The sequence below is a fragment of the Phascolarctobacterium succinatutens YIT 12067 genome (genome assembly GCF_000188175.1).
Taxonomy (GTDB): domain Bacteria; phylum Bacillota; class Negativicutes; order Acidaminococcales; family Acidaminococcaceae; genus Phascolarctobacterium_A; species Phascolarctobacterium_A succinatutens.
On record NZ_GL830849.1, the window covers coordinates 1 to 14,959 of the forward strand.

General features: G+C 52.6%; 12 protein-coding genes. 9 read left to right on the top strand and 3 right to left on the bottom strand.

Annotated elements, in window-relative coordinates; genetic code table 11:
• From HMPREF9443_RS00865 to HMPREF9443_RS00895, 7 genes are all read left to right on the top strand, one after another.
• The coding region (locus HMPREF9443_RS00865; RefSeq protein WP_009144588.1) for an Rpn family recombination-promoting nuclease/putative transposase at positions 1-795 on the top strand (795 nt) is incomplete at its 5' end.
• A 205-nt stretch (positions 796-1,000) separates the two neighbouring features.
• A complete protein-coding gene (locus tag HMPREF9443_RS00870) occupies positions 1,001-1,960 on the top strand; it encodes a ketopantoate reductase family protein (protein ID WP_009144589.1) in 960 nt (319 codons plus the stop codon).
• A gap of 27 nt (positions 1,961-1,987) precedes the next feature.
• Positions 1,988-2,791, top strand: coding sequence for a bifunctional hydroxymethylpyrimidine kinase/phosphomethylpyrimidine kinase (thiD, locus tag HMPREF9443_RS00875; RefSeq protein ID WP_040564558.1), 804 nt, complete (start codon positions 1,988-1,990; stop codon positions 2,789-2,791).
• Positions 2,791-3,618: a hydroxyethylthiazole kinase gene (thiM, locus tag HMPREF9443_RS00880; RefSeq protein ID WP_009144591.1), complete on the top strand. Its 828-nt coding sequence runs from the start codon at positions 2,791-2,793 to the stop codon at positions 3,616-3,618. Before thiD ends, thiM begins: the two co-directional genes overlap by 1 nt.
• The gene (thiE, locus tag HMPREF9443_RS00885) at positions 3,618-4,253 is read left to right on the top strand and encodes a thiamine phosphate synthase (RefSeq protein WP_009144592.1); all 636 of its coding nucleotides are present in this window, start codon (positions 3,618-3,620) and stop codon (positions 4,251-4,253) included. Before thiM ends, thiE begins: the two co-directional genes overlap by 1 nt.
• A gap of 229 nt (positions 4,254-4,482) precedes the next feature.
• Positions 4,483-8,259 carry a phosphoribosylformylglycinamidine synthase gene (locus HMPREF9443_RS00890; protein WP_009144594.1) on the top strand — a complete coding sequence of 1,259 codons (3,777 nt, stop codon included), beginning with the start codon at positions 4,483-4,485 and terminating at the stop codon, positions 8,257-8,259.
• 214 nt (positions 8,260-8,473) lie between these two features.
• Positions 8,474-9,277: an ADP-ribosylglycohydrolase family protein gene (locus tag HMPREF9443_RS00895; RefSeq protein ID WP_009144595.1), complete on the top strand. Its 804-nt coding sequence runs from the start codon at positions 8,474-8,476 to the stop codon at positions 9,275-9,277.
• An 88-nt stretch (positions 9,278-9,365) separates the two neighbouring features.
• Here the strand turns inward: HMPREF9443_RS00895 and HMPREF9443_RS00900 are convergent, their stop codons facing one another.
• The 3 genes from HMPREF9443_RS00900 to HMPREF9443_RS00910 all read right to left on the bottom strand — a co-directional run bounded on the left by HMPREF9443_RS00900 (position 9,366) and on the right by HMPREF9443_RS00910 (position 12,315).
• Positions 9,366-9,635 (bottom strand): DUF1294 domain-containing protein, encoded by a 270-nt coding sequence (locus HMPREF9443_RS00900; RefSeq protein ID WP_009144596.1) that lies wholly within the window; start codon positions 9,633-9,635, stop codon positions 9,366-9,368.
• A gap of 37 nt (positions 9,636-9,672) precedes the next feature.
• Entirely contained in the window at positions 9,673-10,899 is a 1,227-nt protein-coding gene (hydF, locus tag HMPREF9443_RS00905) for a [FeFe] hydrogenase H-cluster maturation GTPase HydF (protein WP_009144597.1), read from the bottom strand.
• Positions 10,900-11,262: 363 nt separating this feature from the next.
• Entirely contained in the window at positions 11,263-12,315 is a 1,053-nt protein-coding gene (locus HMPREF9443_RS00910; protein WP_040564563.1) for a nicotinate phosphoribosyltransferase, read from the bottom strand.
• A 154-nt stretch (positions 12,316-12,469) separates the two neighbouring features.
• Here HMPREF9443_RS00910 and HMPREF9443_RS00915 point away from each other — a divergent pair, with 154 nt between their 5' ends.
• Together HMPREF9443_RS00915 and dprA are read left to right on the top strand one after the other, a co-directional pair.
• Positions 12,470-13,582, top strand: a complete 1,113-nt coding sequence (locus tag HMPREF9443_RS00915) for an MGDG synthase family glycosyltransferase (RefSeq protein WP_009144600.1) — start codon at positions 12,470-12,472, stop codon at positions 13,580-13,582.
• A 239-nt stretch (positions 13,583-13,821) separates the two neighbouring features.
• Positions 13,822-14,949 (top strand): DNA-processing protein DprA, encoded by a 1,128-nt coding sequence (dprA, locus tag HMPREF9443_RS00920; protein WP_050787082.1) that lies wholly within the window; start codon positions 13,822-13,824, stop codon positions 14,947-14,949.
• Positions 14,950-14,959: the final 10 nt, after the last annotated feature.

Below are 14,959 nucleotides of genomic sequence, written 5' to 3' on the forward strand. Positions count from 1 at the left end.
TTTGATTCCTACAGTAAACTGACGCGGCCAGCAGCGCAGGTTTTCTTGCGCATTATTCTGGGAGATGATAAAATTAAGGTGAGGAATGTCAGGATTCAGAGCTTTATCCGAAATATCTACGGACATTCTTCTCAGCTGGATATTTTAGCGCAGGATAGCAAAGGACGTTATTTTAACGTAGAGGTGCAGAGAAGCGATGAAGGCGCTCCGGCAAGACGTGCCAGATTTTACAGCAGTATCCTTGATACGCATTTTCTGCAGCCAAGTAAGCTCTATGAAGAACTACCGGATACCTATGTAATTTTTATCACAGAAAATGATGTCTTGCGCGACAATTTGCCGTTATATGACATAAGACGAACGATTAAGCAAAGCACCAAAGATTTTGAAGATGGTTCGCATATTATTTATGTCAACAGTCAGCGCCGTGATAATACAGCGCTGGGCAAGCTCATGCATGACTTATACTGCACAGAGCCTAAAAATTTACATTACCAAGAATTTGCCGAGCGCATGGAATTTTTGAAATACAGTAAGGAGGGCGAAGAAAAAATGACTGACGTAATTGAAGAATATGCTGCAAGAAAGGCAGAAGCAGCAGCGAAGGCAGTTGAAGAATATGCTGCAAGAAAGGCAGAAGCATTAGCGAAAGAAGCTGAGAAAAAAGAGCAGACAAACAGAATAGAGCTTGCCAAAGGCTTACTGGCTGACGGTATGAGCATCGAATTCACCGTACGTCACTCTAAACTATCGGAAGCAGAGGTACGTGAGCTTGCCTCCAAGCTGACAGCATAAAAACTTCTTCCATATATACTATAAATTTCATCCGTTCTTCACAGCAGCTCGTGCCTTGCACTTCGCTGCTGTTTTTTTATGCGCCCCGATATGCTATAATATATAATGTATAATTAGCTTTACTGCAATGAGCGTTAAAGCCTCAGCGAAATAAATTCCGCCCCGGCCTGCAGCGCTTCTTCGCAAGCAATAAGGAGTGATAAGCATGGAGATAAAATCTGTCGCACTTTTAGGAGCAGGAGCCGTAGGCTCTTATATAATCTGGGGACTGAGCAAGCTCCCCGATATCAGATTCGGCATTATCGCCGAAGGCAGCCGTGCTGCGCGTTTGCGTGACGAGGGCTGCAGCATCAACAACGTAACCTACCATCCGCAGGTGTGGAGCCCGCAGGAAGCCAAGGGCGTAGATCTGTTGATTGTCGCTTTGAAATACGGCGCTCTGCCCGGCGCACTGGCAAGCATCCGCGAGGCAGTTGGCCCTAATACCACTGTCATGAGCCTGATGAACGGCGTGGACAGTGAGAAAATTATTGCCGGCGCTATCGACAGCAAGCAGATTCTGCCTGCACTGATCAAGATTGCATCGCGCCACGATGGCAACGGTGTGCGCTTCAACCCGGAAAAGACTATCGGTATTGTTTTCGGCGAAGCGCAGGCACCGTTTGAGAGTGAGCGTGTGCTGGCGATTGAAGCGCTTATGCGCAGCGCCGATATCCATATCCGCCATACGGATTGCATTAATGAAGAAATCTGGTGCAAGTTCCGCCTGAACGTCTGCAACAATCTGCCGCAGGCTGTTATTGGGGCAGGTCTTGGCTGCTACCGGGACAGTGAGCATATGCGTGCGATTAAGGAAGGACTGCGCCGTGAACTGGAGGACATCGCCGCCGCCAAGGGCATTGATATGAGCAAATGTCCCGCAAGCTCCGGTCGTGGCAGCGCCGTTCCGCCATCCGTGCGCTATTCTACGCTGCAGGATCTGGACGCAGGCAGACACACTGAGATTGATATGTTCTCCGGTGCTCTGATGGCGATGGGCAAGGAGCTGGGGATTCCCACACCCTACAACGAATATACCTATCATATTATCAAAGCGTTGGAGGAAAAGAACGACGGTCTGTTCGATTACTCCGGCCAAAACAAAGAAAATACATGCGCGCGTTGAGTGCGCATTAAAGGAGGCAGAAAGCAGATGAAGAATTTGCTGACGATTGCCGGCAGTGATTCCAGCGGTGGCGCGGGAATTCAGGCCGATTTAAAGACCTTTGCCGCTCACGGTACCTTCGGTATGAGCGTCATTACCGCCGTTACGGCACAAAACACCTGTGGTGTTACCGCAGTACAAAATATTGACTGTGATATCGTAGAAGCGCAGATTGCTGCCATTTTTGATGATATCCATGTGGACGCAGTAAAAATAGGCATGGTATCGCAGCCGGAGATTATCCGCACGATTGCCGCCTGCCTGCGCCGTTATCAGCCACGCATTATCGTGGTGGACCCGGTAATGATTTCCAAAAGCGGTTATCCGCTGCTGGCACCGGAGGCCTGCGAAACGCTGATTAAGGAGCTGCTGCCGTTGGCTACGCTGGTTACGCCCAACCTGCCGGAAGCAGAGGCAATTACCGGCATGCAGGTTACGGAAAAGGCGCAGATGCGCGCCGTAGCGGAAAAAATTATTACTCTGGGAGCGAAGGCTGTGCTCGTAAAAGGCGGTCATTTGAGCGATACAGCGGATGATTTGCTCTTTGACGGCAGCACGGAAACGTGGTTCCCCGGCAAGCGCATCCCTACGAAAAATACTCATGGCACAGGCTGCACGCTTTCGAGCAGTCTGGCGGCAAATCTGGCCAAGGGGTTGGTGCTGCCTGAGGCAGTACGCACCTCCAAGGCCTACGTTACCGAAGCCATCGAGCATGGCATTGAACTAGGTAGCGGCTGCGGACCGACGCATCATTTTGTTGATTTATACAGAAAGGCTGGTATCTTAGACTAATGGACTTAAAAAATACTTTTGGCGAGCTGGTTGACAAGCTGCGTAAGGCAAGACCTGTCATCCACGAAATTACTAATTACGTTACGGCGGAAAGCTGTGCAGATGCTGCACTGGCAGCAGGTGCTTCTCCTGTAATGGCTGATGAGCCGGAGGAAGTTATCGAAATTACTGCCGGTGCCGACGCACTGGTGCTGAATCTTGGTACGCTGAGCTTCAATAAGCAAATTGCTATGGAGCGTGCGGCGCAGGCGGCCAAAACCAAGGGCATCCCCGTAGTACTGGACCCCGTGGGCGTAATGGCTTCTACCGTACGTCTGAACTTCGCGCTGAAGCTGCTGAACGCAGGCTATATTGACATCGTGCGCGGCAACCACAGCGAATGCCAGGCGCTGCTGCTGGGTGCAACCGGCGGCCGTGGCGTGGACAATATGGAGCAGGGCACCGAAGAGGGCGAAGCACTGCGCACCGCTAAGGATGCTGCTGCCAAATTCGGCTGCGTGTTTGCTGTCACCGGCCCGATAGACAACATCAGCAACGGCAAGCAGGCTGTTGTACTGAACAACGGTCACCCGCTAATGCAGGATATCACCGGCAGCGGCTGCATGACTACTACCTTAGTTGCCTGCTGCGCCGCTATTACCAAGGATATGCTCGTTGCGGCAGCACTGGGCGTAGTAATCATGGGCCAGAGCGCCGAGCTGGCTGCCAACTTCCTCGAGAAGAAGGACGGCCCCGGCATGTTCAAGGTACGCCTGATTGACGCCATTTACCATGTAACTACGAAGTGGAATCTAGTAAATCTTAAGCCGGAGGAAAAGGTGTCCTGATGAAAGCACAGCCTGATTACAGTATTTATCTGGTTACGGACGATGGCTGCCTGCAGGGAAGGACGCTTATTGACTGCGTGCGTGAGGCGCTCGAAGGCGGCGTGACGCTGGTGCAGTACCGTGCCAAGACAGCATCCAGTGCGGAAATGTACGCCGAAGCGCTGCAGCTGAAAGCACTGTGCGACAGCTTTAATGTGCCGCTGATTATCAACGACCGTCTGGATATCGCCATGGCGGTGGGGGCAGCAGGTGTACACCTGGGGCAGGACGACCTTCCCTGCGCTGCGGCGCGCAAGATTCTGGGTGAGGATTATCTCATCGGCGTTTCGGCGCACAATCCGGCGGAGGCTAAAGCGGCGCTGCAAAACGGTGCGGATTACCTTGGCTGCGGCGCTGTCTTCGGCACTGCTACCAAGGCAGACGTGCAAAAGCTTGGTACTGATGGTTTAGCTGCTATCTGCAGGGAGAAGGGACTGCCTGTTGTCGGCATCGGCGGCGTAACTGCGGACAATTACCGCGAGGTGCGCGCGGCAGGCGCTGACGGCGCAGCCATAGTCAGCGGCATACTGGCGCAGTCAGATATCCGCGCTACGGTAAAAGCGATTGCTAAGGTAAGCCAAGAGTTTGCCAAATAACAAGCGTTATCACAAACATCCTGTTCAATAAAATTATGGTCATCTTTCATGGTGGCCATTTTTGCATTATGGCCGATTTTCCGAATTATTTTTAGTTAAAACTGAAAAATGTTCACTAATATGCCTATATTTATCGCTATCCATATTGGATAAAACGCCGAAGTGTGTTAAAATAGAAACATAAATAGCAAGTATTCACCTCGAAAAAATTACATTGGAGGCCGTGTATATGAGTAACATTAGAAGACTTTTTGTAGAAAAGAAGGATGCCTTTGCTGTCGAAGCACATGGCTTGCTTGCAGATCTGCGCAACAACCTTGGTATGAGCAATCTTACCGGTATGCGTATCGTTAACCGCTATGACGTGATGGGCCTGAGCGATGAGGAATTCGCTATGGCTAAACAGCTGGTGCTGTCCGAGCCGCCTGTCGACAATGTCGTAGAAGAGGAGCTGCCGCTGGCTGCAGGCGAGGCTGCCTTCGCCGTAGAGCTGCTGCCCGGTCAATACGACCAGCGTGAGGATTTTGCCGAACAATGTATCCAGCTGATTACCCAAAAGGAGCGCCCGATGGTTGCTGCTGCTAAGGTATATGTGCTGGAAGGCAAGCTGACTGCGGAAGAAGTCGAAAAAATCAAGGCTTACTGCATCAACCCGATTGAAGCGCGTGAGGCTGAGCAGGCTAAACCCGAAACCCTCATCAGCACCTGCGAGGAGCCGGAAAAGGTTAAATCCGTTACCGGTTTCCTGACCATGTCCGAAGAAGAAGCGGAAGCACTGCGCCAATCCATGGGCCTGGCTATGAGCCTGGACGACCTGCTGTGGTGCCAGAAATACTTCAACGAAGAACACCGCGAGCCTACTATTACCGAAATCCGTGTGCTGGATACCTACTGGTCCGACCACTGCCGTCATACCACCTTCATGACTCAGATTGAAGATGTAGATATCGTTCCCGGCACCTTTACCCAGCCTGTACAAGAGGCTTATGACAAATACATGGCTGCCCGTGACGAGGTTTACGGTGAAGACACCGAGCGTCCGGTAACCCTGATGGACATTGCCGTAATCGGCATGAAGAAGCTGCGCAAGGAAGGCAAGCTAGCTGACCTTGACCAGTCAGAAGAAATCAATGCATGCTCTATCGTTGTGCCTATCGAAATCGACGGCAAGACTGAAGAGTGGCTGGTAATGTTCAAAAACGAAACCCATAACCATCCGACCGAAATCGAACCGTTCGGCGGCGCTGCAACCTGCCTCGGCGGTGCAATCCGCGACCCGCTGTCCGGCCGTTCCTATGTATATCAGGCTATGCGTGTAACCGGCAGTGCTGACCCGCGCACCCCAATAAGCGAAACCCTGCCCGGCAAGCTGCCTCAGCGCAAGATTACCATCGGCGCAGCTGCAGGCTACAGCTCCTACGGCAACCAGATCGGTCTGGCAACCGGCCATGTACAGGAATACTATCATGATAAATTTGTTGCGAAGCGTATGGAAATCGGCGGCGTAATCGGCGCTGCTCCCCGTAGCGCAGTTCGCCGTGAGCGTCCCGCTGCCGGCGATATCGTAGTGCTGCTGGGCGGCAAAACCGGTCGTGACGGCTGCGGCGGTGCAACCGGTTCCTCTAAGGAGCACACCGTTGACTCCCTCATGAGCTGTGGCGCAGAGGTACAGAAGGGTAATCCTCCAACCGAACGCAAAATCCAACGTTTGTTCCGCAACCCTGCCGTAACCGCAATGATCAAACGCTGCAACGACTTCGGTGCAGGCGGTGTATCCGTTGCTATCGGCGAGCTGACCGACGGTCTTGTTATTGACCTAGATAAGGTTCCCAAGAAATATGAAGGCCTGGACGGCACCGAGCTGGCTATCTCCGAATCTCAGGAGCGTATGGCTGTTGTTATCGCTGCCGCTGACCGCGACGCCTTCATCAAATATGCTGACGAAGAAAACCTGGAAGCAACTGTTGTTGCCGACGTTACCGAAGAACCGCGCCTGGTTATGTTCTGGCGTGGCGATAAAATTGTTGACCTGTCCCGCGCTTTCCTCGATACCAACGGCGTTGCACAACACACCAATATCGTAGTAAGCGAAGAAAAAGAGGACAACGTATTCGAGCAGGTTCCTGCCGAAGTAACCTCCGCTGCTGACCTTGAAGCTGCATGGCTGGCTAACCTAGGCCGTCTGAATGTCTGCAGCGAAAAGGGCCTGTCCGAGCGTTTTGACAGCACCATCGGCCGTGGCACCGTAATGATGCCGTTCGGCGGCAAAACCCAGCTCACTCCGAGCGAGGGTATGGTAGGCCGCATCCCCGTACTGCACGGCAACACCACCGCAGCAAGCGTAATGGCCTGCGGCTACAACCCGAACGTTGCTTGCTGGAGCCCGTTCCATGGCGCTATGTACGCTGTAACCGAATCCGTAGTTCGTGCCGTAGCTCTGGGTGCTGACCCCGCTAAGCTGCGCCTGACTCTGCAGGAGTACTTCCCGAAACTGCATGATGCCAACAGCTGGGGCCAGCCGTTCAGCGCACTGCTGGGCGCCTTCACCACACTTGATGCTCTGGACCTGCCGGCAATCGGCGGCAAGGACAGCATGAGCGGTACCTTCATGGATAAAACCGTTCCGCCGACACTCGTTTCCTTCGCAGTAGGCGTAATCGACGGCAACAAGGCTGTATCTGCCGACTTCAAGGCAGCAGGCGACAAGGTAATCTTCCTGTCCTGCCCGCGCAATAGTGCAGAAGTACTGGACTTTGCAGTGCTGAAGGAAAACCTGACCGCTGTACACAAGGCTATGGAAGCAGGCAAGATTGCTGCTGCTGCCGCTGTTAAAGAGGGCGGCGTAGCTGCACTGGTAACCACCATGAGCCTGGGCAACGAGCTTGGCTTTGAATTTATCAAACCGTTCCACGATACCGACAGCCTCTTCACTCTGCAGCCAGGCGGCATGGTCCTCGAGCTGGCAGCCGGCGTAGAACCGGAAGAGCTGTTCGAAGGTCTGGATTACATGCTGCTCGGCCACACTACTGCCGAAGCAGGCATCACCATCAACGACACCAAGATTGACGCTGAGAAAGCCTTTGCCGCATACCGCGAGCCGCTGCTGGGCATCTTCCCGGACAGCACTCCGAAGGCAGAAGAGCCTGCTGACATCGCTATGCCGCTGTACAAGAGCGAGCTGACTTTGACCGCTCCGGTGAATATCGCCAAACCGCGCGTATTCATCCCCGTATTCCCCGGCAACAACTGCGAATACGACAGCGCCCGTGCTTTTGAAGCTGCAGGTGCCGAAGCTAACACCTTCATCGTGCGCAACCTTACCGCTGCTGCTATCGAAGAATCCGTAGAAGCAATGGTTAAATATATCAACAACTCCCAGATTGTGATGATTCCCGGTGGCTTCAGCGCCGGTGACGAGCCTGACGGCAGCGGCAAGTTCATCGCTACCATGTTCCGCAACCCGCGCATCAAGGAAGCAATCAGCGACCTCTTGGAAAACCGCGATGGCCTGATGCTGGGTATCTGCAACGGCTTCCAGGCATTGATTAAGCTCGGCCTCGTTCCGTACGGCGATATCCGCGATATGACCAGCGATGCACCGACACTGACCTTCAACAACATCGGCCGTCATATTTCCCAGATTGTTACCACCAGAGTTGTTTCCAACAAATCTCCGTGGTTCAGCCTGTGCGAACCAGGCGAAGAGCATGCTGTTGCCGTATCCCACGGCGAAGGCCGCTTCTACGCTCCGGAAAGCACTATCAAAGAGCTGTTCGCTAACGGCCAGGTTGCTACCCAGTATGTAAATGCTCAGGGCGTACCGACCATGAACACTCCGTTCAACCCGAACGGCAGCCTGTATGCTATCGAAGGCATCACCAGCCCCGACGGACGTATCCTCGGCAAGATGGGCCACAGCGAGCGTTTTGCTCCGGGCCTGTTCCGCAACATTGCGGGCGACAAGGATCAGAAGATTTTCCTGTCCGGCGTAAGCTACTTCAAATAAGCTGAGGCTTAAAACTGACACAATAAAACGCTCTGCTGACCGCAAGGTTGGCAGAGCGTTTCTGTATATGTTTATATGTATATTATTGCTGTCGCAGAAAACCGTACAAACGCAGGCCGGGCAAGCCTTTGCGCGTGTACGGTTTTTGTTATGATGTACGGCTTAGACGATTATGCTATAATATACACATAACAAATGAGTGGAGGCGTATACAATGCTAGGTGCAATTATTGGCGATATTGTCGGTTCACGTTTTGAATGGGATAATTACAAAGCGAAGGATTTTGAGTTTTTTACTAATGACTGCTTTTTCACAGATGACAGCGTAATGTCTTTGGCGTTATGTGAGGCGCTTTTGGAGAGCAAGCCTGATTTCAGCGATTTGCGCGAGCAGGCTGTAGCAAAAATGCGTGCTTTGGGTGAGGCATATCCTGATGCCGGTTATGGCAGAACCTTTTCCTGCTGGCTTTATTTTGACGACCCGCAGCCTTATAACAGCTATGGCAATGGTTCGGCAATGCGCGTGAGCGGTATTGTTTATGCTACGAATACCCTAGAGCAGGTCAAACAGCTTTCGCTGATGGTGACGGACGTGACGCACAACCATCCGGAAGGCATCAAGGGAGCGGAGGCAACTGCTGTGACAGCATTTATGGCCAAGCAGGGCGCAACTATGCAAGCTATCAGGGATTATATTAATGCCAACTATTATCCTATGGACTTCACGCTCGACGGTATCCGCGATTCCTATATGTTCAACGAAACCTGCCAGCATACCGTACCGCAGGCATTGATGGCCTTCTTTGAGTCGACAAGCTATGAAGATGCTATCCGTAATGCTATTTCTATCGGCGGTGACAGCGACACACTGGCAGCAATCACCGGTGCGGTAGCAGAATGCTACTACGGCATACCACAAAAACTACGGGAGCAGGGTATGAGCTATCTGGACGAAAGACTGCTTGGTGTATTGCGCGCTTTTGAAGCAAAGTATCCGCCGAAGGTTGCGGAGTTATAAGTGCAACACAAAAACCGTACAGCCCCAAAGCCTTATGCAGCAAGGGGTTGTACGGTTTTGTACGGTTTGTACGGTTTTTAGTGAGCGCTCAGCCCTTATAGAAAAAATAGCTGATGACTGCTACCTGCAGAAAGAAAATGAGCGGTACGCCGAAGATAAACTTCAAATGCTGTGTCTTATGGCGGAAAAGCTGCATGGCGATAAATGCGCCTGCGCTGCCGCCGAGCGCTGCCAAAAACAGCAGCACTATTTCCGGCACACGCCAGCTGTGCAGCTTGGCGAAGGCTTTATCTGCACCGTAGACGACAAAGGCGGTGCAGTTGATGAAGATCAGGTAATAATATAAAAAACTGTGCATGGTTCATACCCTCACTTTCTCCTGTTCAGCTGAAGCTTTACTCCAGCAGCTTGGCGATATCCGGCAGGGGAGCGACGCTGCGCTTTAAAATGCCGTGCATATAGGCAATAGCAATGCCGTAGTTGGTCATGGGGACGTTCTGCGCTGCAGCACATTCGCTGCGGCTTTGCATTTCGCGTTCGTTGAGCATGCAGCCACCGCAATGCACTACAAGTTTATATTGTGACAAATCCTCAGGGAATTCCGTGCCGCTGCTGAAGCAGAATTCAGGCTCCGCTTTGGTGAAGCTGCGAATCCAGCCGGGAAGCTTTACTGTGCCGATGTCCTGACATTGGCGGTGGTGTGTGCAGCCCTCGCTGATGAGTATCTTATCGCCATCCTGCACTGTATCGAGCACACGCACTGCCTTCACGGCTGCGCTGAGCGTGCCCTTGTAGCGCGCCATGAGGATGGAGAAGGAGATGAGCGGAATGGTGGGCGGTACGATTTTGCTGACTGCGCCGAAGGCCTGACTGTCGGTTACAACGAGCTTGGGCGGGAAGGCGAGGCGTGCCAGTGCTTCCGCCAGTTCGCTTTCCTGCACAGTTACGGTAATGCCCTTGTTGTCGAGCACGTTGCGCAGTACCTGCTGCTGCGGCAGTATCAATCTGCCCTTGGGGGCGGCGCTGTCAATCGGCGTTACGAGCACTACGATGTCGCAGGGCTTAATCAAATCGCCAAGCAGCTGGCGTTCTACCTCACGCGGGCGCAAAGCAGCGATAGCCTCCTTCAGCTCGTTGATGTTACGGTTGGTGATGGCGCTGACAAGGAAGCATTGCTTAGTGAGCTTCATGGCCTCCATAGTGAGCAGTGCCTGGCGCATTTCGTCTAACAGTTCTACTTTGTTCAGCACAAGGATGGAGGGCAGTTTTTTCGCCTGCAGCTGCTGCCACAGTGCTTTATCCGCTTCGCTGAGGCCAACACTGGCATCTACTACGAGCAGAGCGATGTCGCACTTATTCAGCACCTGCTGAGCCTTGGCGATGCGCTGCGCGCCCAGCTCGCCTTCATCGTCGAGGCCGGGGGTATCGATAATCATTACGGGGCCGAGGGGCAAAAGCTCCATAGCCTTATATACAGGGTCGGTAGTGGTGCCCTTTTGTTCGCTGACAATGGCAAGCTCCTGACTGGTGATGGCGTTGATTAGGCTGGACTTGCCGGCATTACGCTTGCCGAAGATACCGATGTGGATACGCTCGGCAGCGGGAGTTGTATTCAATGACATAGTGGGTTCTCCTTTTTATGTAGATGAAATTGTGATAATCACATGGTATATCAAAGCTAAGATTTATGAATATGGGAATGGAATGTCGCGTAAGGAAAAAATTACAGCGAATGAGTGTCTGGAACCACAGAAGGGGCGCAATGTCTGAGCGCTATGCAAACTCATATTGCAGAATCTCTTGGCTTCGCGCGAGTTTTGCGCCGCTTCGTCTTGGTTCCACACGAAATGAGTGGCCGTAATTTTTCCTGACTGAAGGGACATTTTGTTTCCCGTAGTAAGTATTCTTGCTGATAGCCATATTTCCTTCATTAGGATAGCAAAAAAGGCTGCAGCACTTTCGCACTGCAACCTCATTGTTGCAAATTATTTTACAAGCTCCATTTTGGGGTTAGGATTGTATTTACGGCCGGCCTTAGCGCAGTCCTTGCCATCAACCTTAACGATATCCGCAGTATAGTTGATGTTGCCGTCGAAGAAGGAAGAACCTACTGCATAGGTATCAACAGGCACGCCCATTTCCTCAAAGGCTGCTACGCGCTCAGCGTCAAAGCCGCCGGAGACGATAATCTTAACGTGGTTGAAGCCCTCGGCATCCAGCGCACGGCGAACGTTGCAAACCAGCTCCTTGCAAACACCGGTCGGCTTAAAGGTACCAATCTGAGTCCACAGGCTCTTGTCAACCATGCTGCCGGAGGTATCCAGACGCACACCTGCGAGCTTTTTGCCCAGCTTGCGGGCCACAGCCAGAGAAGTGTTTACGCAGTCGTTGTCAAAATCAACCAGAGCGATACGTGCGATAGACGGATCAACATATTTATCGAATGCTTCGGTAGCAGCGACAGTGTCACCCTTGTAGGAAGCAATCAATGCATGGGGGATAGTACCCAAACCCTTGCCGCCTGCTGCCAGAGCATTGGCATCGGTAGAGAAGCCGTGGATGCCGCCAACCAAAGCTGCATAGCCGTCGGATTCCTGAGTCTGGTAAATATCATAACGTGCAGGGAAGAAAAGCACCGGCTTGCCGTTGGCAGCCTTCACTACGCGGCGAACATTTGTAGCAATGCGGCTCTGGCGTGCCAGAATACCCAGATAGATGGTTTCCAGATGCGCAAAGTCGGCATAATCGCCTTCGATAGTCATAACGGTTTCCCACTCGTCAACCTCTTCGCCGTCACGCAGGGAATGAATTTCGATAGTTTCCGGATGGAAAGCGCATTGACGGATCAGAGCAATGACCTCGTCGGTACCGCAAACAACAACATGGTCACGGGCGAACACCTGCATCAGCACACGCGGATGATAATTATCACCGTTTAAGATTTCTTCGGAACGCATAAAATATGCGTCAGTATAATAACCTTCTTTAATTTTTTCTACAGGAAAGCTAAAGCTTTCAACAGGTCTTCTTGTAGTCATTTGATGAGCCTCCCAAAAATTTCTCACGAATTTTACTCTTTGCGAGAACATTAACTATTGATTGTAGTTAAAAATATGATACAATATAAAGGCTATGATAGCAAGCTTTTTTCGCAAAAAAATTCCGATTAGCTATATTTACGATACAATATAGATGGTGATACATATGCACGAAACACGAAAAAAATATAATGTGCTCCTGCTTTCGGCACCCATAGGCTCGGGACACAGGCTGGCAGCCGAAGCGCTGGAGCAAGCCTTAGCCGACCGTCCGGAGGTTGAGGTCATCCACGGCAACATCTTCGACTTCTTCCCGCAGTTTCTGGGCAAGGTCTTTCTCGGCACCTACCTGTGGATTTTAAAATGCTGCCCCTGGCTTTATAAGCTGGCCTACAGCTGGGGCAACAAGCAGGGCGGCTCTTTATGGATGCGTGAGCTTTTAAACCGCCTGTTGGCGTGGTTAGGAGGCAGCTATCTGCGCAGCGTACAGCCTGATGCGGTAATCGCTACGCACGCTACACCCGCAGGCATCATCGGCTATTACAAAAAGCAGCATCCCAAGCTTTGGCTCGGTGCTGTAGTGACCGACTTTACGATTCACCGCTGGTGGGTTTGCGACGGTGTGGATACCTATTTTATCGCCGACGAGCTGCTGCGTGACAAGCTCGCTACCGATGCCGACATTCAGGCTACGGGCATTCCCGTGCGTCAGCAGTTTATGATTAAGCATGACAAGCAGAAATGCCGCGAGTTCTTCGGCTGGGACGAAACCGAACGCGTCTGCCTGCTGATGGGCGGGGGCGAGGGCCTGCTGCCGATGGCCGAGATAATCACGGCACTGCAGCGCGCCGCTCTGAAAAACCTGCGCGTTGTTGCTGTCACAGGCCACAACGAAGCGTTAGCGGCACAGCTGCAAGCCAAATACGGCGCTACTGCCGAAATCTACGGCTTCCGTGAGGACGTACCACAGCTCATGGCCGGCGCTGATATGATTATCACCAAGGCCGGCGGTTTAACCTCTGCCGAGGTGCTGGCGAGCGGACTGGACCTTTTAATCTACAAGCCGCTGCCGGGGCAGGAGGAGGGCAACGCAGCTTTCCTGCAGCAGTATTGCGGCGCTCTGGTAGCACGTTCTACCGACGAGCTGGTGCAGCACATCAAAAACAGCACGGTAAGCCCGCGTGAGGCAGCAGCCTGCAGTGAGCACGCACATCCTTTGGCAGCACAGCAGATTGTCGACTACGTTATGCAAAGACTGCAAAAATAATTTTCGGACTCCTTCGGATGAGGGAGTCCTTTTGTTGTATATAGGCCGATGTTTGGGCCTTTTCGTGAAGAATTTGCCCCGCATTTGGCTGACAATTTCTTCTATTGTATAATTAATTTACTTGACCAATACGAATTTCATCATTATAATGTAAGAAAATCGCATATTATGAAGGCTGTGGCATGTAGTTCCGCTCTGACTGCATAATCATGTATTTATTACAGGAGGAGTGTGACCTTATGGATACCACCTTATACCTTGCCGCTGTCTGCGCTGTTGTCCCCGGTCTGGGACGCAGCAGAATACCTGATCTGATTAACGCTCTGGGCAGTGCCCGTGCTGTTTTTGAAGCGAGTGCCGCCACGCTTACGGCAACCGGCCTCTGTACGCCGCGAGCAGTGCAAAGCTTTATCAGCAACCGTGATGCGCGTCTGCCGCAAAGGCTGGATTACTTCTGCCGTCATAACGGCGTGCAGATACTGGCCTATACCGACGCTGCCTATCCGCAGAGCCTGCAGCAATTAAGCGACAAGCCCTTAGTTTTGTACGTCAAGGGCAAGCTGCCGCAGGCAAATTATGCTTTGGCCATCGTCGGCTCACGACGCTGCAGCGAATACGGCGTGCGTGCCGCAGGCTACTTTGCCAAGACGATGACGCGCGAAGGCATACCGATCATCAGCGGCGGTGCCAAGGGCATCGACACGGCGGCACACGAGGCCTGCCTGCAGGCCGGAGGTACGACGGTGGCAGTATTAGGCTGCGGGTTGGATATTGTCTATCCGCCCGAAAACGCCAAGCTGTTCGCCCGCATTGCCGAGCAGGGAGCACTGGTAACGGAATATCCGCCGGGAGTTCCGCCAGCAGCGGCAAATTTTCCTGCGCGCAACCGTATCATCGTTGGTCTGTCGCAGGCCGTACTGGTAGCAGAGGCAGGCAAGCGCAGCGGCGCTGTAATTACGGCGAATATCGCTGCCGACGAGGGACGTGAGGTATACTGCGTACCGGGGAATATTTTCGACGGCGGCAGCATAGGCTGTCATGAGCTTATCCGTACCGGTGCCAAGCTGGTAGATATGCCACAGGATATTTTAGACGATAAAAGAAGTTGGCAGCAGGCGATGAACCGCTGCATAACCCAGCCGAGTATATTTGATTGTGCGCCGCAGGAACCAAAGCCTGCGCCCGCACCTGTCACAACGGAATTAGGAGCGAAGCTGCTTGCGCTTTTGCAGGCAGGAGCGCTTTCTTTAGAAAAGCTGACGGAGCAGAGCGGAGCCGCTTTTGCTGCCGTGAGCATGGAGCTGCTTGACCTGCAGGCCGCCGGACTGGTGGCGACAGACCAGGCGCAGCGTTACTACCGAAAGTAGGAGGAACATA

Coding starts and splice junctions, on each gene's coding strand:
- HMPREF9443_RS00870 (WP_009144589.1), top strand. CDS start 1,001: ATGGAGATAAAATCTGTCGCACTTTTAGGAGCAGGAGCCGTAGGCTCT.
- thiD (WP_040564558.1), top strand. CDS start 1,988: ATGAAGAATTTGCTGACGATTGCCGGCAGTGATTCCAGCGGTGGCGCG.
- thiM (WP_009144591.1), top strand. CDS start 2,791: ATGGACTTAAAAAATACTTTTGGCGAGCTGGTTGACAAGCTGCGTAAG.
- thiE (WP_009144592.1), top strand. CDS start 3,618: ATGAAAGCACAGCCTGATTACAGTATTTATCTGGTTACGGACGATGGC.
- HMPREF9443_RS00890 (WP_009144594.1), top strand. CDS start 4,483: ATGAGTAACATTAGAAGACTTTTTGTAGAAAAGAAGGATGCCTTTGCT.
- HMPREF9443_RS00895 (WP_009144595.1), top strand. CDS start 8,474: ATGCTAGGTGCAATTATTGGCGATATTGTCGGTTCACGTTTTGAATGG.
- HMPREF9443_RS00900 (WP_009144596.1), bottom strand. CDS start 9,635: ATGCACAGTTTTTTATATTATTACCTGATCTTCATCAACTGCACCGCC.
- hydF (WP_009144597.1), bottom strand. CDS start 10,899: ATGTCATTGAATACAACTCCCGCTGCCGAGCGTATCCACATCGGTATC.
- HMPREF9443_RS00910 (WP_040564563.1), bottom strand. CDS start 12,315: ATGACTACAAGAAGACCTGTTGAAAGCTTTAGCTTTCCTGTAGAAAAA.
- HMPREF9443_RS00915 (WP_009144600.1), top strand. CDS start 12,470: ATGGTGATACATATGCACGAAACACGAAAAAAATATAATGTGCTCCTG.
- dprA (WP_050787082.1), top strand. CDS start 13,822: ATGGATACCACCTTATACCTTGCCGCTGTCTGCGCTGTTGTCCCCGGT.